Origin of the sequence: Arthrobacter sp. ov118, from assembly GCF_900116495.1 — a bacterium.
Classification (GTDB): Bacteria; Actinomycetota; Actinomycetes; order Actinomycetales; family Micrococcaceae; genus Arthrobacter.
In genome coordinates, this window is the sequence record NZ_FPAY01000001.1 from 541276 (window position 1) to 561137 (window position 19862).

Consider the following 19862-nt stretch of genomic DNA (forward strand, 5'->3'; position numbering starts at 1 on the left):
GTTGCGGACCGGGGCTTCCTGCGTCAATCAAAGAACGGCGGATCAGACCGGCAAACTAGATCGAGTAGCGCTCGTCCTCGTGGTCACCGGGGTGGTCCTTGACCAGGCCGGCGGCCAGGGTGTTGCCGTCCAGCGGGTCGATCACGAGGAACGCCCCGGTGCGGCGGTGGTGGAGGTAGTTCTCCAGCGGCAGCGGGGCCGAGAGCCGCAGCTGCGCGTGCCCGATGTCGTTCAGCTCCAGCGTGGTGGTCGGCTCCAGGCCGAAGCTGGCGAGGTCCAGCTTGCCCGTCACATTACGGACCAGGGCCTGGACCGTGCGGGTGCCGTGCTTGACCAGCACCTTGGCGCCTTCCCGGAGCGGTTTCGGGGACAGCCAGCAGAGAGCGGCATAGAGGTCCGCGCTGCTTTCGCGCACGGTGCCGGCCGCCGCGATCGTGTCGCCGCGGGCGACGTCGAACTCATCGGCCAGGCGCAGCGCCACGGACTGCGGGGCGGCCGCCTCGGCGAGCTCGCGGCCGGCGAAGTCGATTCCCGTGACTGTGGTGGTGCGCGGGGCCTGGCCCGGTGTCAGGACGCTGACCTGGTCACCGAGCTTCACGGAGCCTTCGGTGATCTGGCCGGCATAGGCGCGGTAGTCCCGGTACGCCTCGGGATCGAGGCCGCCGGCGACGGCGTCGGGAGCCAGGGCGCCCTGCGGCCGGATGACCAGCTGGACCGGGAAGCGGAAGCTTTCCAGGTGGCTTTCGAGTTCGTCGGCGGCCGGCAGGGTCTCGAGGACTTCCAGCAGGGCCGGGCCCTCGTACCACGGGGTCCGCGCCGAGCGGTCCACGACGTTGTCGCCGTCGAGTGCGGAAACGGGGATGACGAAAAGATCGGCCACCCCGCCTGTATTTGATTCTTCACGACCCAATCCGAGTTCGCGGCCGACCTGCTGGACGTCCGCCTCGATCCCGCGGAACACGTCCTCGCTGAAGTCCACGAGGTCGATCTTGTTGACGGCCACGATCACGTGCGCCACCCGCAGCAGCTGCAGCACGGACAGGTGCCGGCGGGTCTGCTCCAGGACACCCTTGCGGGCGTCGATGAGCACGACGACGGCGTCCGCGGTGGACGCGCCGGTCACCGTGTTCTTGGTGTACTGCACGTGCCCGGGGCAGTCCGCGAGGATGAAGCTGCGCCGGTCCGTGGCGAAGTAGCGGTAGGCGACGTCGATCGTGATGCCCTGCTCGCGTTCGGCGCGCAGGCCGTCGGTCAGCAGGGCCAGGTCAATCGCTCGCGTGCCGGTGGCCCCTTCCCCGCCGAAGCCGCGGTCGGCGGAGGTCCGGGCGACGGCGTCGAGCTGGTCGGCGAGGATCGCCTTCGAGTCGTGCAGCAGCCGGCCCACGAGGGTGGATTTGCCGTCGTCGACGGAGCCGGCCGTCGCGAAGCGGAACAGGGTCGAAGACAGAAAGCGTGAAGCGAGCGGGGCTTCGTCCAGGAGCGCCGCGGCGCGGGCGGTGTCAATGTCGGTAGTCATTAGAAGTAGCCGTCCTTCTTGCGGTCTTCCATGGCGGCCTCGGAGATGCGGTCATCGGCCCGGGTGGCGCCACGTTCGGTGATGGTGGAGGCGGCAACTTCGATCACGACGTCGCGCACGGTGGCGGCGGCGGATTCCACGGCGCCGGTGCAGGACATGTCCCCCACGGTCCGGTAGCGGACCGTCTTGGTGAGAACTTCCTCGTGTTCGCGCGGCTGGGAGACCTCGCCGACCGCGCGCCACATGCCGTCGCGGGCGAAGACCTCGCGGTCGTGGGCGTAGTACAGGCCCGGCAGCTCGATGTTTTCGCGCTCGATGTAGCGCCAGACGTCCAGCTCGGTCCAGTTGCTGATCGGGAAGGCCCGGACGTGCTGGCCCACGGTGTGCCGGCCGTTGTACAGGTTCCACAGCTCGGGGCGCTGGTTGCGGGGGTCCCATTGGCCGAATTCGTCGCGCAGGCTCAGGATCCGCTCCTTGGCCCGGGCCTTGTCCTCGTCCCGGCGGCCGCCGCCGAAGACGGCGTCGAACTTGTTGCGCTGGATCGCGTCCAGCAGCGGGACCGTCTGCAACGGGTTGCGGGTGCCGTCGGCACGTTCGGCCAGCTCACCGGAATCGATGAATTCCTGGACGGAGCCGACGACGAGCTTGAGGCCCAGCCGCTCCACCGTGCGGTCACGGAAGTCGATGACCTCGGGGAAGTTGTGGCCGGTGTCGACGTGCAGCACCGGGAAGGGCACCTTTCCCGGCCAGAAGGCCTTGGTGGCCAGGTGGAGCATGACCACGGAGTCCTTGCCGCCGGAGAACAGCAGTGCCGGCTTCTCGAACTCGGCAACGACCTCGCGGATGATGTGGATGGCCTCGGACTCGAGGGTGTCCAGGGAGGACAGGCGGGCGGTGGAGGTCGGCGTCTTTGTCGCGTCGGTTTCCAGCACAGACAGCTCCAGGTCCTCGTGGGTGATTTGAGTGCTCATACGTGTAGTCCGCATTCTGTCTTGTCGGTTCCTGCCCAGCGGCCGGCGCGGGGATCGTCGCCGGGCGCCACCTTGCGGGTGCAGGGCTGGCAGCCAATGGACGGGTAGCCCTGGGATAGCAGCGGGTTGACGGGAAGGAGGTTGTCATCGGAGTACTGCACCAGCTGGTCGAAGCTCCAGGCCGCCACGGGGTTCACCTTGACCAGTCCGTTGGCCTCGTCCCAGGTGATGAGCGGGGTGTTGGTGCGGGTGGGCGCCTCGTCGCGGCGGACTCCGGTGAACCAGAGCTCGTAGCCGGCGAGGGTACGCCGCAGGGGCGCCACTTTGCGCAGGGCGCAGCACTGGGCGGCGTCGCGGGCGAAGAGGTCCTTGCCCAGGAGCCGGTCCTGCTGCTCGACGGTGTTCTCCGGCAGGACGTCCACGACGTTGACGCGCAGGTTGGCCGCGACCTCGTCGCGGGTCGCATAGGTTTCCGGGAAGTGGTAGCCGGTCTCCAGGAAGAGAACGTCGACGCCGGGAAGCTGGTCCGCGACGAGCGCCGGCAGGACGGCGTCGGCCATGGAGCAGGCGACGGCGACGGCGGGCAGCTCGAAATTGCGGGCCACCCAGGCGATCACATCGCGGGCCGGGGCGTCCCAGCCGAGCTCGGCGGCACCGGACTCGGCCAAGGCCTTGAGCTCATCGTGCGAGCGGAGCACCGCAGGCGGCTGAACGTCGGTCACTGGAGTGCCTCCTCATCCGCTGCGTGGGCCCATTCGGCGAAGGTCTGGCCTTCGACGCGTTCCGCCACGAACTTGCGCACCACGCGTTCGACGTAGTCCGGCAGGTCCGCCACGTACACCTTCAGACCGCGGACGGTGCGTCCCAGGCCGGCCTCTTCACGGTCCGAGGAAGCCAGCCCGCCGCCAAGGTGGACCTGGAAGCCGGGGGTCGGGTCGCCGTCGGGCGTCGGGAGCATCATGCCCTTGAGGCCGATGTCCGCCGTCTGGATCCGGGCGCAGGAATTGGGGCAGCCGTTGATGTGCAGGGACAGCGCCTGGGGCAGCTGCTTGCTCGCGGCGAGGTCGGCCAGACGGCGCTCCAATTCGGCAACGGCTGTGGCCGCGGTGACCTTGGTTTCGACAATCGCGAGCTTGCAGAACTCGATGCCGGTGCAGGCAATGGTGCCGCGGCGGAACACGGAGGGCCGGGCGGACAGGCCCAGGGCATCGAGCTCGGCTACGAGCGGCTCCACCTGGTCCTTGGCCACGTCGAGGACCACGATCTTCTGGTGCGGGGTGGTGCGCAGGCGCCGGGAGCCGCGGGTCTCCAGGGTGTCCGCGAGCTTGACGAGTTGGCTGCCGGAGAGGCGGCCGGCCAGCGGGGTGGCGCCGATGAAGAACTTGCCGTCCTTTTGTTCATGGATGCCGACGTGGTCGCCGGGCGTGGACGGCTTGGGCGCCGCGGGGCCGTCGGAAAGCTTGAAGCCGAGGTATTCGTCCTCGAGGATCTGGCGGAACTTCTCCGGGCCCCAGTCGGCCAGCAGGAACTTCAGGCGCGCCTTGGTGCGCATGCGGCGGTAGCCGTAGTCGCGGAAGATGCTGGTTACGCCGAGCCAGACCTCCGCGGCTTCCTCGGGCTTGACGAACGCGCCGAGCCGCTTGGCCAGCATAGGGTTGGTGGAGAGTGCCCCGCCCACCCAGAGGTCGTAGCCGGCGCCGAGTTCGGGGTGGACCATGCCCACCAGGCCGAAGTCGTTGATCTCGTGGACCACGTCCTGGCTGGGGTGCCCGGTGATGGCGGTCTTGTATTTCCGGGGCAGGTTGGCCAGCTCCGGGTCACCGATGAAGCGCTCCGAGAGTTCCTGGATCAGCGGCGTGGGGTCGATGATCTCGTCCTTGGCGATGCCCGCAACCGGGGACCCGAGGATCACGCGCGGGACGTCGCCGCAGGCTTCGGTGGTGGACAGCCCCACGGCCTCAAGCCGGCGCCAGATTTCCGGCACGTCTTCGACCCGGATCCAGTGCAGCTGGATGTTCTGGCGGTCGGTGAGGTCGGCGGAGTCGCGGGCGAAGTCCACGGAGATCTGGCCGATGACGCGCAGTTGCTCGGTGGTGAGGGCGCCGCCATCGATCCGGACGCGGAGCATGAAGTACTTGTCTTCGAGTTCGTGCGGCTCCAGCGTGGCCGTCTTGCCGCCGTCGATCCCGGGTTTGCGCTGGGTATACAGGCCCCACCAGCGGAAGCGGCCGTGCAGGTCCGTGCCGTCGATGGAGTCGAAGCCGTGCTTGGCGTAGACGGACTCGATACGCTCGCGGACATTGAGGCCGTTGTCTTCCTGTTTCCAGGTCTCGTTGGCGTTCAGCGGCGCAGTGCCGTCCACTTTCCACTGCCCGTGCGGCTTTGCGGCCGGACGTGAGGTGGGGCGCTTGGCACGGCCGGCGGCAGCCGCGTCCGTGGACGCTCCGGCTAGAGCTGTATCAGTCATGCATCGACTGTAGGGCGGGCCGTAATGCCGTCACAAAGGGTCAGAAACGGGAGGTCACCTAGGGAAATATTTCGTCACGAACCGCCGTAAAACCTTGAACAAGCCCCGCCGCTGTGCATCGGACGGGACGCTACGGCCCGGGCCGGGAGGCCGCCGCGAGGGCCGCATCGTAGCGTTCCAGCGCAATCTCGGCGAGCACCGGCGACGGCAGCAAGGGCTCCGTCACGAGGTCCGCACCGGCCTTGCCGAGCTGGTCGTGGAAGAAGCCGTGGGCCAGCAGGTAGGAGGCAATGACCACGCGGCCGCCGAGGTCCACTGCCCCGGCCGACTCCCCGGCACCGGCCCCACCGGCCGCCTCTTCGCGAAGCATGGCTACGGCCTCCGGGACCGAGGGTTTGGCGGAAGCGCCGTAGGCGGCCACGATCCGGTTGGACCGCAGCGCCCGCAGCTGGTCGGCGAGTTCCTCGACGTTCCGCGACGCATTGGGGTCGGAGGACCCGGCAGCGGCGAGGATGACGGCGTCGTTGTCGCTCACGCCGGCCTCGCGCAGGCGCTGGTCCAGCAGGGCGGCGAGCCGGGGGTCCGGACCCAGCGGCGCGGCGGCACGGGTGTCCGGCCGGCTCTTCACGGCCCGGGCGATGTCCACCTTCACGTGGTAGCCGACGCTGAGCAGCAGCGGCACCACGACGGCGGACTCCCCCGCCGGAAGCCCGGCCACGACGGCCGGCAGCTCCGGTTCCTGCACGTCGACATAGGCCTCGCGGACGTCCAGCCCGGGCCGGAGCGCGGCGATGCCGTCCCGAAGTGCATTGACCTCCGCGGCGCCGAGGGGGCTGGACGTGCCATGGGCGCAGGCGATCAGGATGGGGCTATTCATAGCGGCTAGCGTAACCTTGGAGCCGCCCTATCCGCCCTCTTGCTATCGACCGGGACGCTCCATGACCTTCTCCTTCAGCTTTGTCCTGGTCTGGCTCGAACTCGCCGGAGTCTTCTTCTTCGCGGTCTCCGGATCGCTGCTCGCGGCTCGGAAACAGTTCGACCTCATCGGCTCGCTGCTCCTGGCCTCGGTGGTGAGCCTGGGCGGCGGCGTCATCCGCGACATCATCCTGAACACCGGGCCGCCCGCCGCCTTCACCAACCCCGCCTATCTGGCCCCTCCCGTCCTTGCCGTGGTGCTGGTTTACTTCCTCTTCTCCAGCGTCCAGCGCTTCACCTCGCTGCTGGTGCTCTTCGACGCCGGCGGCCTGGCCTTGTTCTGCATCACCGGAACGCTGAAGGCCCTGTCCGCGGGGATGAATCCGGTGGCTGCCGTGCTGCTGGGAGTTACGACGGCGGTGGGCGGCGGCCTGCTCCGGGACATCACCGCCAATGAGGTGCCGCAGCTTTTCGACCCGCGCGATCTGTACGCCGTTCCGGCGTTCGCCGGGGCGACTGCGACCGTGGTCCTGTCCCTTACGGGGGCCTTCACCGGCGTCTCGGCCTGCGTCGTCGCCGCCGTCGTCTTCGCCCTCCGGATCACCGCCTGGCGGCTGCACTGGCACTTTCCCCTGGCGGTGCGCGGCTGGCACCGGCTGGGCCTGGACGCGGCGGAAAGCGACAGCTGAACTTTGACTAGGATAAGACCATGACTGACATGTTCCTCGAGAAATTCCGCGCGCTTGTCCCGAAGTATCTCGAAGACGAATGGCAGGAAGAGGATGGCCTCGCGGCCGATGAACTCGACGCCGCACTGGCCGAGCACCAGTTCCAGATCCCGCTGGTCCTGCGCGAGTTTTACCTCGCGATCGGCGGCTGCGAGGACCTCATGGAGGCCTACCACTACTTCTGGGACCCCGAAGAGCTCGAAGTCGATGACGAGGGTTTCCTGATGTTCCTCGAGGACGAGGAAGAACAGTTCACCTGGGGATTCCGCGTGGGCGATCTCAGCGTCCCAGATCCGATCGTGTACCGCCGCAATAACGCCCGCGCCCAGTGGAAGAGCGAGGAAGGGACCTTCTCCGAGTTCGTCTTCGACATGTTCGAGTGGGCCTTCAACGACGAGGACGAAGACTAGGCCGGCTGCCGCTCCGCCCCCGGCTTCGCGCTTCCCGCTTCCCGCCGGGTCTCCCCATGTTTGGCCGCCTTCAACTGGTGTCGGGGACGAACCGCCGGCATTCCGCGGCGTGGGAAGTTCATACCCGGGGAAACTCAGCGGATGACGCGACCGCGGAGCACCTGCCACACCTCATCGACGATCTTCTGGGGGTTGTAGACCACGTCCGCATACCCGTAACGGAGCACCGCGTAGCCCCCTAGGGTGCTGGCATTGTTCCGGCCTCGGTCCTTCTTGACCTAGGCACGCTCAAAATGGGTGCTTCCGTCGATCTCCACGATCAGGAATCCTTCCAGCAGGAAGTCCACCAGGCCGATCCCGGGCAGGTCCACCTGCGTCTCGGTGTAGATTCCGTGGTTCCGGAACAGCAACCGGGCAACGACCTCTATTGCCGAGTCCGCCGTACCGTCGATCAACTCCAAGATTCCACGGGCGGCCCCGTTTCGGTTTCCGGGCAGCCGCTGCCTGAGGTAGGGCAGTGTGGTGCGGCCCTGGAGCAAGGCGCTTTCCACCATGACGGCGGCCTCCACAGGTGGCCGGCACCGCAGCGCATGCAGCAGCGTGTCTGTCAATCCGGCCACCGGCCGCGGGAACTCCGGCGGCACTACGCTACCGCGGTGAATGACCGCACCGGCCCCTGCGCCATGCCTGCAAAGAAGATGCAGCCGCTCGGGGGCATGGAGCTGCCAGATCCCATGGTGCGGTGCCGCAGAGGCGCAGCTCAACAGGCCGTTGGCCAGAACCGCGGCAACCAGATCAGGCCGCAGCGCCCGGCAGGGCCACGATGCCGTGGCGTAGCCGCGCCATTTCCCCTGCAGCAACAGCGTTCCTGATGCTCCGCTCAGAGAAGCCTGCCCGCAATAGCGTCCCGGTCCGGGCCACGGAACCGGCGTATGTCAGATAGCTCGTGAGGTCCATGGACCCAGCACAGTCCCGAACTGACCTCACCGACAGCCGTCTGGGCCCCTATGTGGAAACGCAGGCGCTGGGTCTCCCCAGGTTTGGGACTCCCCTGCGGCGTGCCCCAACGGTTTCCGGCGTCGGCGGCTCGAAACCTGGGGAGACTCCGCCCTGGGCGGTAGCGGGTACCTCCCGCGGCGCCCATCAAACCTGCGACAACTAATTTACAAAAAGTGCTGGACAGCATGACAAAACTGTCATAGTCTCTTTCTTGGGTTCACCAAATGCCTCCGGTGGATCTGATGCGAACGGAGAAATGGCCCCGGTTCGGCACAACGGAAGACTCGAACGTTGTGAGGAACCGGGGCCATGCCGTTTAAGCAGCCGGAGCCAGCAGGCGGGGATGCCCACCAGCCGGAGCCAGCAGGCGGGGATGCCCACCAGCGGGAGCCTGCAGGATGCCGGCTAACGGAAGCCGGGGAAGCCTAGCTGCTGCGGTCCACCACCGCGTGCGCGAAGCTGGTCAGCGAGGCCTTGACGACGCCCTCGGGCAGGGGCGCCAGGGCGGCAATTGCCTCGTCGGCCCAGGTGCGTGCCACCACCCACGATTGTGCGGTGACGGGGTGTTCCCGAAGCCCGGCCACGGCAGCCGCCAGGGCCTCATCGGAGCTGAGGTCGCCGTCGATCAGCGTCAGGAGTTCGACGGCGGACTGGTCACCGTCGCGCGCGGCCTTGCGCAGCAGCAGCACGGGCAGGGTGGGGACGCCTTCGCGCAGGTCGGTGCCCGGGGACTTGCCGGACTTGACCTTGATCCCGGTGACGTCGATGACGTCGTCGGCGAGCTGGAAGGCAACCCCCACCTTTTCGCCGTACTCCACCAGCAGGGCCTCGTAGGCCTCGTCGGCACCGGAGAAGATGGCGCCGAACTGCCCGGAGGCCGCCACGAGCGAGCCCGTCTTGTCCGCGATGACGGAGAGGTAGTGCGCCAGCGGGTCCTCGTCCGGACGCGGCCCCACGGTCTCGTGCAGCTGGCCGAGGCAAAGGCGTTCGAAGGTCCGCGCCTGGATGCCCAGGGCCCGGGACCCGAGCTCCGAGACCAGGATGGAGGCGCGCGCAAAGATGAGGTCGCCGGTCAGGACGGCGACGGAGTTGCCCCACACCTCGTGTGCCGTGGGTGCGCCGCGGCGGAACGGTGCAGAGTCCATGACGTCGTCATGGTAGAGCGTGGCGAGGTGCGTCAGTTCAACGACGACGGCGGCCTGCACCACGGCGGGCAGGGAGGCGTCACCGAGGTGGGCGCACAGCAGCGTCAATAGGGGCCGGATCCGCTTGCCGCCGGCTTCCACGAGGTGACGCGACGTTGCGTCAGCCAGCGGATCGGAATTGGCAATGGCTTCGCGCAGCTTCTTCTCGACCCGGGCCAGGTTGGTGGTGATCGCGGGGCCGAGTTCGGGGTCCCCCGCAATGGCTGCGAAGCCTGTCGGCAACTGGAGTCCGGTGGCGATCGCCGTGGTGTTAAGGTCGGGTTCAGAGCTCGGCAGGCCGTGTCCGGCGTGCTCCCAGCTTTGGTCTGCAGAGTTGGTCACGGGTTAACCCTAACTTTTGTTGCGGAAACCGCGGAGTTGGTGCCGGTGTGCGGAGCGCTGTCCGTGGCCGGGTTGGTCTGGTTGGACGTTGCGGGCACCAGGGATTCCAGGACCCGGATGGCCCTGTCCTCGAACCCCTTGGCGGCCGGATCGGTGAGATTGGCCAGCATCCGGACCACGAACCGCATGAGCACCGGGATGGGCATGCCGGTGCGGAGGGCAAGTTTCATTACGGCGGGTTTGCCGATCAGGGCGGCGAATGCCCGGCCCAAGGTGAAGTGTGAGCCCCACTGCTGCTGCACGTAGCCGGCATACCGCGCGAGGTGCGCGTCGGCGGCCCTGGCAGCCTCCGTCCCGGAACCCCAGCCGGCCGAGGCGGACCGGGCGGCGGCGTCGGCAATGAATTCGGCCGCGAAGCGGGCGGACTCCATGGCATAGGAGATGCCCTCGCCGTTGAACGGGGACACCATTCCGCCGGCGTCGCCGAGCAGGAGCAGGCCCGGAGAGTAGTGCGGCGTGCGGTTGAAGCCCATGGGCAGTGCGGCGCCGCGGATTTCCCCCACCTGGTTTTCCGGGGTGAAGCCCCATTCGGCGGGCATGCCGGCGGTCCACTCGCGCAGCACCTGCTTGTAGTCCAGCTTGCCGAAGTCCTTCGAGGAGTTCAGGATGCCCACGCCCACGTTGGAGGTGCCGTCGCCGACGCCGAACACCCAGCCGTAGCCGGGGAGAAGACTGCCGTCACGGCCCAGGGAACCGGCCCGGGCCCCGCGCCAAGCTTGCGAGGTGGGGGAAGCCGGCGAACGAAGCTCGAGCCAGCCTTCCATCCAGTCGTCGTCATGCCGCGGCGAGGTGAAGTAAGTTCGCACGGCCACGCCGAGCGGGCGGTCGTCGCGTTTTCGGATGCCCAGCGAGACGGCGGTGCGGGTCGAGTTGCCGTCCGCGGCGAGGACGACGTCGGCAGTGAAGTCGCGCGTTTCGCCCGTCTTCCGCCCGGCGTCGTCGAGCAATGCGGCGCGGACGCCCGTGACGCGGCCGTCCTCGGCACGCAGGGCTTCGCTGACGCTGTGGCGCTCCAGCACGACGGCGCCCGCCGACTCGGCGTGCCGGGCCAGCTGTTCGTCAAAGCCGAGGCGGGTCCGGATCAGCCCGTACTGCGGGAAGTCGGAGACCTCCGGCCAGGGCAGTTCGATCGTGCGGCCGCCGGCGATCAGGCGCAGGCCCCTGTTCCGCCGCCACCCCTCGGTTTCGGGATGCGGCAGACCGAGCTTTTGGATCTCGCGGACCGCGCGCGGCGTCAGGCCGTCGCCGCAGACCTTCTCGCGCGGAAAGCTGGTCTTCTCCAGCACAGTGACGTCAATGCCGGCCTTGGCAAGGTAGTAGGCGGCGGTGGATCCGGCCGGGCCCGCCCCGACAATCAGTACATTCACAACAGGTATCGGCTAACGCCCGGGCCGGGCGATGTTGCGGCGCAGTTTGGCCACGGGCCCGGTGTGCGCGCCCGCGGCAGGGTCAGCGGCGGCGCCGGAGAGCGGCTTTTGGGCGCGGTGCACGGCGACGATGCCGCCGCTGAGGTTGCGGTAGGTGACGGATTCCCAGCCGGCTTCCTGCAGCCACGCGGCCAGGTGGTCCTGATCCGGCCACGCACGGATGGATTCGGCAAGGTAGACGTAGGCGTCCGGGTTGGAGGAGACCTTGACGGCGATGGCCGGCAGGGCCCGCATGAGGTACTCGGTGTACATGGTGCGCCACAGCGGCACCACGGGCTGGGAGAATTCCGCGATGACCAGCCGGCCGCCGGGCTTGGTGACCCGCAGCATCTCAGCCAGGGCCTTCTTGGGCTCGTTGACATTGCGCAGGCCGAAGGAGATGGTGCTGGCATCGAAGGTGTCGTCGGCGAACGGCAGGCGGGTGGCGTCCCCGGCGATGAAATCAATGTCCGGGCGGCGGCGCTTGCCGACCTTGAGCATGCCAAGGGAGAAATCACAGGCGATGACGTTGATCCCGGCGTCCGCGTAGGGCTCGCTGGACGTGCCGGTGCCGGCGGCGAGGTCCAGCACGCGCTGGCCGGTCGTCACCCCCACGGCGTCGACAACAACCCGGCGCCAGCGGCGGGTCTGCCCCATCGACAGGACATCGTTGACGACGTCGTATTTGGGCGCCACGTCGTCAAACATCGTGGCTACTTCGTCCGGACGCTTATCCAAGGATGCTCGGTTCACCATGCAATTGTCTCAAATGATCGGCGCCCCCACGAACCACGCCCTGAGCAGGGAGTCGGAGCGCCGGTTGTCACCGCCCAGCCCTGAAACCCGGCGGTGAAACGCAGTAGTAGTGTTGTGCCATCATGACGAGCACGTTCCGCACCTTGACAGTCCCCCTCGATGCCGAAACTTTCCCCGGGGGGCTGCCGTCGTTTCTGGTCCGGGACGATGTCCTCTGCTGGACGCGACGCGAGGCCGGGCTGGTGGGCTTCGGTGAGATTGCCCGGTTCACGGCCACGGGCCCCGAAAGGTTTCTGGAAGCAGACATCTGGTGGCGCCACCTGGTCCTGGAAGCGGACATCGAGGATGCCGTGGACTGCCCCGGCACCGGCCCGGTTGCCTTCGGCTCCTTCGCGTTCTCCAAAGTATCCGACCATGAGTCCCGTCTGCTGGTCCCGGAAATCGTCGTGGGGCTCCGTGACGGCCAGGCGTGGCTGACCCAGCTGACGTTCGACGACGGCGAGCTCACCGAGGCCGGCGCCCGCGCCGCGCTGGACCGCTGGCTTAGCAGCGTCAGCGTCGACGGTGGCAGTGCGATCGGCGGCAGTGCCATCAGCGCCGACGCCGATGCCGACGTCGTGGACCCTCCGGCGCCGGGAGCCGCGCAGGCGGGCGCCGCCGTCGTCCGTCCGCTGCCGCTGGCGGCCGGGGCAACGCTGCACACCGGCTCACTCAGCGAGGAAGACTGGATGGCCGCCGTCGCCGCCGGGGTCGACGAGATCCGGACCGGAGCGCTGGAGAAACTGGTGCTGGCGCGGGACATCGTGGCCACCGTGCCCACCGGCGTGAATGCGGCGCAGGTGCTGCGGGAGCTGTCCGCGCGGTACCGCGAATGCTGGACGTACGGCGTGGACGGTCTGGTGGGAGCAACACCGGAGATGCTGATCCAGGTGGAGGGCCGCACCGCCCAGGCCCGCGTCCTGGCCGGCACCCTCGACCGCCGCGACGCCGACGGCATGGCCGGGTCTCCGCTGGAATTCGCCGAACGCGTGCTGGCCGGTTCCGAGAAGCAGCGGCATGAACACGACATCGCCATCCAGTCCCTGACCACGCAGCTGGCCCCGTTTTCCGAGGCCATGAACGCGCACAGCGAGCCGTTCATCCTGGAGTTGCCTAATGTGTGGCACCTGGCCTCGGATGTGAAGGCCGAGCTGGCCGAAGTCGAGGGCCACGTTCCCACGTGCCTGGCCCTGATCAATGCGCTGCACCCGACCGCCGCCGTCTGCGGCACTCCCACCTCCGTGGCGGGCGCCTTGATCCGCAAGCTTGAGCATTTGGACCGCGGCCCGTACGCCGGGCCGGTCGGCTGGCTCGACGCGGCCGGCAACGGCGAGTGGGGCATCGCGCTGCGGGGCGCTGTCATCGAATCCCCGCAGACGGTCCGGCTTTACGCGGGCTGCGGCGTGGTGGATGGCTCTGTGCCAGAGACCGAACTCGCCGAGACGTGGGCGAAGTTCCGTCCCATGCTGGAGGCACTCGGCATCAGCAGCTAGCCTGCTGCCGGGAGCGAGCTTGGCGGCCCGCCGCCGAGAGCGACCCCGGCACGGATCCGGCATCACAGACAGCCGGCGCGCTGGCGGCATTGCAATCGGGTCTGATTTAGTTATCCAATAGTGAAACTTAGTTTTCTGTGACGTACATCTCCTGTTCGGCGCTACACTATAACCGGCCTCGTTACCATCCCTCCGGCAACAAAAGGTAAGAAAATGCAGATCTCCCGTTCGCTCCTGAGCCACCCCGCGCTGAAGACCGCCACGGTCCTCGCCGTGAGCGCATTGGCTTTGTCAGCCTGCACGAACGCCTCCGAGACCGGCACCACCGGCGCGGCTTCCGCGTCCGGCAGTGCCGCGGCCAGCTTTGACCCCAGCAGCGTCCAGAAGGACGATGCGCTGGCGGCCATGGTGCCCGAGGCGGTCAAGTCCAAGGGCACTCTCACCGTAGGCTCGGACACCTCCTACGCGCCCGCAGAATTCCTCGCCACCGACGGCCAGACCCCCGTGGGCTACGACGTCGACATCGCCAAGGCGATCGGCGCCGCCCTGGGCCTGAAGGTCCAGGTCCAGACGTCCGAATTCACCGGCATCCTTCCGGCCCTGGGCCCGAAGTACGACCTCGGCATCTCTTCCTTTACCATCAACCCGGAGCGGCTCGCGGCAGTGAACATGGTGAGCTACTACCAGGCAGGTACCGGCTGGGCCGTGCAGAAGGGCAACCCGAAAAAGGTCTCCCTGGATGACCTCTGCGGCAAGTCCGTCGGTGTGCAGACCGGCACCATCCAGGAGGATCCGGACGTCGCGGACCGCAACAAGAAGTGCACCGCCGAGGGCAAGCAGCCCATCAACGTTGTGACGCTCAAGACCCAGACGGATATCACCACCCGCCTGGTCAACGGCAGCATCGATGCGATGGCAGCCGACTCCCCCATCATCGGCTACGCGCTGACCCAGACCGGTGGCCAGCTCGAAAAGCTCGGCGACGTCTACGACGCAGCGCCCCAGGGCATCGCCGTCGCCAAGTCCGACAAGGCCCTGGCGGACGTTATCCAGAAAACCGTCACCAAGCTGATGGAAGACGGCTCTTACAAGAAGATCCTGGACGGCTGGGGCGCCTCTGACGGTGCCGTCACCAAGTCCGAGGTCAACCCGGCGGTAACGTCTTGAGCCTTCCCACAACCGGTCACGCAACGGGTGGACAGATGGACAGCCGTCAGGGCAGTCACGCCGCGCCGGTACTGAACAAAGCGGTTCCGGTCCGTCACCCGGGCCGCTGGATCAGCGCCGTGGTCATTCTCGGCGCTTTGGCTCTCTTCCTGCAGAGCCTGGTCACGAACCCCAACTTCCGCTGGGACGTCGTCGGCGCCTACATCCTGGACACCAAGGTGGTCCAGGGCGTTGCCTGGACCCTGGTCCTGACGGTTGCCTCCATGGTGCTGGCGATCATCCTGGCCATCCTCCTGGCCTTCATGCGCCAGTCGGAGAACCCTGTGTTCCGGTGGTCCAGCTGGGTCTGGGTCTGGTTCTTCCGCGGGACCCCGGTCTACACCCAGCTGATTTTCTGGGGCCTGATCGCTGTCCTTTACCCCAAAATCAGTGCCGGCGTACCGTTCGGTCCGGAGCTGTTTAGCGTCGACACCAGCACTGTGGTCACCGCCACGGTGGCGGCGATCCTGGGGCTTGGCCTCAATGAGTCTGCGTACCTGGCGGAAATCTTCCGGGCGGGCCTCAGTTCCGTGGACCGCGGCCAGATGGAAGCCGCCGAGGCCCTGGGCATGGGCAAGACCAAGATCATGTGGCGGATCATCCTGCCGCAGGCGATGCGTGTGATCGTGCCGCCCACCGGGAACGAAACGATCGGCATGCTGAAGACCACGTCGCTGGTCCTCGCCGTGCCGTTCACCCTGGACCTGACCTTTGCGACCAACGCCCTGGCGAACCGGACGTACCTGCCGGTGCCCCTGCTGATCGTGGCGGCGATCTGGTACCTCGTTATCACGAGCCTGCTGATGGTGGGCCAGCACTTCATCGAGGCGTACTACGGCAAGGGCGTGGACAACCGGGCTCCCGCAATTAACCCCGCGGCCGCCAAGGCTGCTGCGGCCGGCGCTCCGAGCGCCGACGCCGAGCCGGCCCTCAAAATGGAATTCCCCGGGGAGGACTCAAAATGACCGTCACCACTGAAAAACCGCTGGTGCAGATCGAGGGCCTTCACAAGTACTACGGCGACCACCACGTGCTGCGCGGGATCGACCTGGCGGTCAACCAAGGCGAGGTGTCGGTGGTGATCGGGCCGTCCGGTTCGGGCAAGTCCACCATGCTCCGCTGCGTGAACCTGCTGGAGACCATCAGCGCGGGACGCATTTCCGTGGGCGGCGAGCTGATCGGCTACCGCGAGGTCAAGGGCAGGCTCCACGACCTGAAGGCCAAGGAAATCGCCGCCCAGCGGCGCGAGATCGGCATGGTGTTCCAGCGCTTCAACCTGTTCCCGCACAAGACGGCGCTGCAGAACATCATGGAAGCCCCGGTCCAGGTCAAGGGCCAGTCGAAGGCAGCGGCCCGGAAGCGCGCCCTGGAGCTGCTGGACCGGGTGGGGCTGGGCGACCGGGCCGGGCACTACCCGTCCCAGCTGTCCGGCGGCCAGCAGCAGCGTGTTGCGATTGCACGGGCCCTGGCCATGGACCCGGAGCTCATGCTGTTCGACGAGCCCACGTCCGCACTCGATCCTGAACTCGTGGGCGATGTCCTTAACGTGATGAAGGACCTCGCCAAGTCCGGCATGACGATGATCGTGGTGACCCACGAGATCGGCTTCGCCAGGGAGGTCGGTGACCGCCTGACGTTTATGGACGGCGGCGTCGTTGTGGAGTCGGGCGACCCCCGGGAGGTCCTGGCCAACCCCCAGCACCCCCGCACCAAGGAGTTCCTGAGCCGGGTGCTGTAATTCCGGCATTTCGCGCCGATTTCGGACAGCCGCTACGTGGATCCACGTAGCGGCTGTCCGTTTTCGTAGCGGCTGTCCGAAGGGGTAGCGGAAACGGACCGCTAGGCCTGCGGGAGGCCTTCCACGGCGGTGGCGACTGCGGCGCGGATGGCCCGGTGCAGTTCCCCGAGCCGGTGCCGGTCTGTGCGCACTTCGATGATGCTGCGGCCTTCCACCGGGGCGGACAGCGCGTCGGTGAGTTCCGCGGTCGTCCCGACGCGGCGGTGAGCGATGCCGTAGGCCGCGGCCAGCGCGGCGAGGTCCACTTGCTGCGGGGTGGCGAAGAGGCGTTCGACGGCGTTGCCGTAGCGCCCGGACGCGGCCACTGCGCCGTGCTCCAGGAGCCCGAAGATGGCACCGCCCGCGTCGTTGAGCACCACGATCCGCAGCAGCGGTTCGGCCTCCCCGGCCCCGAGCAGGAGTCCGCCGGCATCATGCAGGAACGTGACGTCCCCCATGAGCACGGTGGTTTCCTGCCGGCCCCCGAGCGCGATGCCCGTGGCGGTGGACGTGGTGCCATCGATCCCGGCGAGGCCGCGGTTCGCAAACATGGTCGCCTGCGGTTCCGCCGGCGGCGCCCCCGCGAGGTCGACGTCGCGGATCCCGTTCGAGGAACCCAGGACCAGCTGCCCGCGGCTGTGCTTCCAGACCTCGGCGCCGGCGGACGGTCCGGTCGCGCCGGAGGTCCCGGCGAGGACCAGGTCGACGGCGTGTTGCGCGGCGGCCCCGGCCAGCAGCCAGGCATCGAGCCACGCGGCGGGCCCGCGGCCGGCGAAGTCGGCCAGATCCGCGAGGGTTTCCAGCGGCAGTTCGGTCCGGCGCCCGGGTTCGTACCAGGCGACCGGCACGGGCTGGTACAGGGCCGAGGGCACATCGGCCCTGGCCAGCAGCTCGGTGACCGGGCGGGACAGGGTCGGCCGGCCGAACAGGACCACACGTTCGATCGGCTGGGCCGCGTCCGGGCCGAAGTGCTCCAGCAACAGCCGGTAGGGTCCTACGGCGTTGGGGCCGAATCTGGCATTGGAGGAGGGCTCGGCCAGCAGCGGCAGGCCGTGCGCGCGGGCGAACGCCTCGGCGACCGGGCCGGCGTCGTGTCCGGCCAGCACCACGGTGCGCCGCTCCGGCAGGGCCGCTGGCGCCGCCGGAAAGTCCAGCGCCAAGGGGTTCCGCGCCACCCGGTACACGCTGCGCCCCGCGGCGGCGGGCAGGCTGTCTGCCGCGGCCGGGACCAGCGGGTCACGGAAGGCCAGGTTGAGCTGGACCGGCCCGGGCGGCGTGTCCACGAAAGCTCCGGTGGCTGCGCTGAGGGCCGTTTCCACGGCGCGCCGCGGATCGCTGCCGGCCGGCACGTCGACGGCGAAGCGGACGTGCTCGCCGAACAGGTCCAGCTGCACGGTGGTCTGGTTGGCCCCGGTCCCCCGCAGTTCCTCCGGCCGGTCCGCGGAAAACACCACCAGCGGCACGGCGGCGTGGTTGGCCTCCATCACGGCCGGCATGAGGTTGCCGACGGCGGTGCCGGACGTGGTGAGGACGGCGGCCGGGGCTCCGGTGGACAGGGCCAGGCCGAGGGCCGTGAAGCCGGCAGAGCGCTCGTCGGTCCGGACCAGCAGCTCCACGCGTCCGGCGGCGTCGGCCTCGGCCAGGGCGTAGACCATGGGCGCCGAGCGCGAGCCCGGGGACACGACGACGTGGCGCACGTCGGCGTCGAGCAGGGTATCGACGGCGATCCGCGCCGCCTCAACCGCGGCCAGGCCCCCCGAGGCGGACGACGCGGCAACCGGTTCGGCCGGGCTCACATGTTCTCCGGCGTCTCGATGCCCAGCAGGTCCAGCCCGAGTGACAGGCGGCGCAGCACGAGCGCGCACAGGGCCAGCCGCGAGTTCCGGACGGATTCCTCTGCTTTGAGCACCGGGCACTGGTCGTAGAAGGTCGTGAACAGCTGTGCGAGCTCGAAAAGGTAGCCGCAGAGCCGGTGCGGCTCGAGCGTGTCCCGCACCTTGTTCAGCGTCGTGGCGAATTCCAGCAGGTGCAGCGCCAGGGCGCGTTCCGCGGGTTCGACCACGGCGATCGCCTTGGCCGGCCCGTCGGCCCCACTTTCCGTGGCGCCGCCGCTGGTGAACCGTTCCAGCACGCCTGCTTTGCGCAGGATGGAGCGGATCCTCGCGGCGGCGTACTGCACGTAGGGCCCGGTGTTGCCGCTGAGGGCGAGCATGCGGTCGAAGTCAAAGACGTACTCGGTGTCGTGGCCGGTGGAAAGGTCGGCATACTTGACGGCGCCGATGCCCACCTGGCGGGCGGTCACGGCGCGTTCCTCGTCGCCGAGTTCGGGACGGCTCGCATCAATGACGGCGCGGGCGCGTTCCACAGCTTCTTCGAGCAGGGCCATGAGCTTCACCGGGGCGCCCGAACGGGACTTGAGGATCTTCCCGTCCTCGCCCAGCACGTTGCCGATCTGCACGTGCACGGCCTCGACCGTGTCCGGCAGCCAGCCGGCGTCGCGGGCGGTGGCCATGACCATCCGCAGGTGGACGTTCTGCGGGGCGCCCACGACGTAGAGGATCCGGTCGGCCTGCAGGTCGCGGACCCGGTAGCGGATGGTGGCCAGGTCGGTGGTGCCGTAGCCGTAGCCGCCGTCGGACTTGCGGATGATGAGCGGCAGTGGCTGCCCGTCGCGGCCGGTGAAACCTTCGGGGAAGGTGCACAGGGCGCCGTCGCTGGTCCGGGCGAGGCCGCGTTCCTCGAGTTCCTGGCACAGTTGTGCCAGATGCGCGTCGTAGGAGCTTTCGCCGGCGATGTGGTCGTCGGTGAGGCTGATGCCCAGCGTGGAGTAGATGGCGTTGAAGTACCGCTTGGACTGGGCAACGAGCCGCTGCCAGACGGCGAAGGTCTCCTGGTCACCGCCCTGCAGGGCCACGACGCGGAGCCGGGCACGGGTGGCGAAGCCGTCCACGTCGGTGGCGGAGGCATCGAACTTGGCCCGGGCGGCCTGGTAGAACGCGCTGGGGTCCTCCACAAGGAGTGCCGCCTCCGGGGAGTCCTCGCCGATCTCGAGCCAGTGCTCGATCAGCATGCCGAAGGGGGTACCCCAGTCGCCGATGTGGTTTTGCCGGATCACGGAGTCGCCGAGGGCTTCGAGCACCTTGACGAGGCTGTCGCCCACCACGGTGGTGCGCAGGTGGCCCACGTGCATTTCCTTGGCGACGTTCGGGGAGGAATAGTCGACGACGACGCGCTGCGGTGTTGCGGCGGCCGGGACGGCAGTGGCGGGGGACGCCGCTTCAGCCGATTCCGAGTTGAGCAGTTCCTCGATCCAGGTGCCGTCGTAGCTCAGGTTGATGAAGCCCGGCCCGGAAATTTCCACGCCGGTGCAGATACCGTCCAGGTCCAGGGCGCCCACGATCTTTGCGGCGGCGTCCCGCGGCGGCAGGCCGGCCTTCTTGGCCAGGGCCATAGCGGCGTTGATCTGGATGTCGGCGAACTGGGAGGGCCTGACCACCGGGTCCGCCTGCCGGAACTCGTCGCCGAACGCGGTGGCAATTGCAGCCTGGACTCTGGGGACAACCAATTCGGCCGGATTATTCACAGTCCCAAAT

Annotated in this window: 18 protein-coding genes; 6 read left to right on the top strand and 12 right to left on the bottom strand. The window is 68.3% G+C overall.

The genetic code is table 11. The annotated features are described in order from the left end of the window. Positions 1 to 55: 55 nt before the first annotated feature. The 5 genes from BM372_RS02495 to BM372_RS02515 all read right to left on the bottom strand — a co-directional run bounded on the left by BM372_RS02495 (position 56) and on the right by BM372_RS02515 (position 5831). A complete protein-coding gene (locus tag BM372_RS02495; protein WP_256213999.1) occupies positions 56 to 1516 on the bottom strand; it encodes a sulfate adenylyltransferase subunit 1 in 1461 nt (486 codons plus the stop codon). After that, entirely contained in the window at positions 1516 to 2487 is a 972-nt protein-coding gene (gene cysD / locus BM372_RS02500; RefSeq protein WP_256214000.1) for a sulfate adenylyltransferase subunit CysD, read from the bottom strand. The genes BM372_RS02495 and cysD overlap by 1 nt, the downstream gene beginning before the upstream one ends. Further along, positions 2484 to 3209: a phosphoadenylyl-sulfate reductase gene (locus BM372_RS02505; protein ID WP_090951338.1), complete on the bottom strand. Its 726-nt coding sequence runs from the start codon at positions 3207 to 3209 to the stop codon at positions 2484 to 2486. The genes cysD and BM372_RS02505 overlap by 4 nt, the downstream gene beginning before the upstream one ends. Continuing rightward, a complete protein-coding gene (locus BM372_RS02510) occupies positions 3206 to 4954 on the bottom strand; it encodes a nitrite/sulfite reductase (RefSeq protein ID WP_090951340.1) in 1749 nt (582 codons plus the stop codon). The genes BM372_RS02505 and BM372_RS02510 overlap by 4 nt, the downstream gene beginning before the upstream one ends. Positions 4955 to 5084: 130 nt before the next feature. After that, a complete protein-coding gene (locus BM372_RS02515; RefSeq protein WP_090951343.1) occupies positions 5085 to 5831 on the bottom strand; it encodes a sirohydrochlorin chelatase in 747 nt (248 codons plus the stop codon). A gap of 61 nt (positions 5832 to 5892) precedes the next feature. On the opposite strand from BM372_RS02515, the gene BM372_RS02520 reads away from it, so the two are divergent. Further along, the gene (locus BM372_RS02520) at positions 5893 to 6558 is read left to right on the top strand and encodes a trimeric intracellular cation channel family protein (RefSeq protein ID WP_090951346.1); all 666 of its coding nucleotides are present in this window, start codon (positions 5893 to 5895) and stop codon (positions 6556 to 6558) included. Between the two features lie 20 nt (positions 6559 to 6578). After that, on the top strand, positions 6579 to 7007 hold the full coding sequence (locus BM372_RS02525; protein WP_090951348.1) for a hypothetical protein: 429 nt from the start codon (positions 6579 to 6581) through the stop codon (positions 7005 to 7007). A gap of 278 nt (positions 7008 to 7285) precedes the next feature. On the opposite strand, the gene BM372_RS20350 is transcribed toward BM372_RS02525, so the two are convergent. The 5 genes from BM372_RS20350 to BM372_RS02545 all read right to left on the bottom strand — a co-directional run bounded on the left by BM372_RS20350 (position 7286) and on the right by BM372_RS02545 (position 11751). Beyond that, positions 7286 to 7627: a hypothetical protein gene (locus BM372_RS20350; protein WP_143111416.1), complete on the bottom strand. Its 342-nt coding sequence runs from the start codon at positions 7625 to 7627 to the stop codon at positions 7286 to 7288. Between the two features lie 175 nt (positions 7628 to 7802). Next, on the bottom strand, positions 7803 to 7964 hold the full coding sequence (locus BM372_RS20355; RefSeq protein WP_143111417.1) for a type IV toxin-antitoxin system AbiEi family antitoxin domain-containing protein: 162 nt from the start codon (positions 7962 to 7964) through the stop codon (positions 7803 to 7805). Positions 7965 to 8431: 467 nt separating this feature from the next. Further along, the gene (locus tag BM372_RS02535) at positions 8432 to 9532 is read right to left on the bottom strand and encodes a polyprenyl synthetase family protein (protein WP_090951353.1); all 1101 of its coding nucleotides are present in this window, start codon (positions 9530 to 9532) and stop codon (positions 8432 to 8434) included. Continuing rightward, on the bottom strand, positions 9529 to 10959 hold the full coding sequence (locus BM372_RS02540) for a geranylgeranyl reductase family protein (protein WP_090951356.1): 1431 nt from the start codon (positions 10957 to 10959) through the stop codon (positions 9529 to 9531). Before BM372_RS02540 ends, BM372_RS02535 begins: the two co-directional genes overlap by 4 nt. A gap of 12 nt (positions 10960 to 10971) precedes the next feature. After that, a complete protein-coding gene (locus BM372_RS02545; protein ID WP_256214053.1) occupies positions 10972 to 11751 on the bottom strand; it encodes a demethylmenaquinone methyltransferase in 780 nt (259 codons plus the stop codon). A 125-nt stretch (positions 11752 to 11876) separates the two neighbouring features. Here BM372_RS02545 and BM372_RS02550 point away from each other — a divergent pair, with 125 nt between their 5' ends. The 4 genes from BM372_RS02550 (at position 11877) to BM372_RS02565 (ending at position 16230) form a co-directional block, all read left to right on the top strand. Further along, a complete protein-coding gene (locus tag BM372_RS02550; protein ID WP_090951363.1) occupies positions 11877 to 13286 on the top strand; it encodes an isochorismate synthase in 1410 nt (469 codons plus the stop codon). Positions 13287 to 13499: 213 nt separating this feature from the next. After that, on the top strand, positions 13500 to 14453 hold the full coding sequence (locus BM372_RS02555; protein ID WP_090951366.1) for an ABC transporter substrate-binding protein: 954 nt from the start codon (positions 13500 to 13502) through the stop codon (positions 14451 to 14453). A 35-nt stretch (positions 14454 to 14488) separates the two neighbouring features. Then, on the top strand, positions 14489 to 15457 hold the full coding sequence (locus BM372_RS02560) for an amino acid ABC transporter permease (protein ID WP_090951369.1): 969 nt from the start codon (positions 14489 to 14491) through the stop codon (positions 15455 to 15457). After that, positions 15454 to 16230, top strand: coding sequence for an amino acid ABC transporter ATP-binding protein (locus BM372_RS02565; RefSeq protein ID WP_090951372.1), 777 nt, complete (start codon positions 15454 to 15456; stop codon positions 16228 to 16230). The genes BM372_RS02560 and BM372_RS02565 overlap by 4 nt, the downstream gene beginning before the upstream one ends. A 101-nt stretch (positions 16231 to 16331) precedes the next feature. Here BM372_RS02565 and menD read toward each other — a convergent pair whose 3' ends face one another. Both menD and argS read right to left on the bottom strand, forming a co-directional pair. Continuing rightward, positions 16332 to 18065: a 2-succinyl-5-enolpyruvyl-6-hydroxy-3-cyclohexene-1-carboxylic-acid synthase gene (gene menD / locus BM372_RS02570; protein WP_090951375.1), complete on the bottom strand. Its 1734-nt coding sequence runs from the start codon at positions 18063 to 18065 to the stop codon at positions 16332 to 16334. Further along, positions 18062 to 19852: an arginine--tRNA ligase gene (argS, locus tag BM372_RS02575; RefSeq protein ID WP_090951378.1), complete on the bottom strand. Its 1791-nt coding sequence runs from the start codon at positions 19850 to 19852 to the stop codon at positions 18062 to 18064. Before argS ends, menD begins: the two co-directional genes overlap by 4 nt. Between the last annotated feature and the right edge of the window lie 10 nt (positions 19853 to 19862).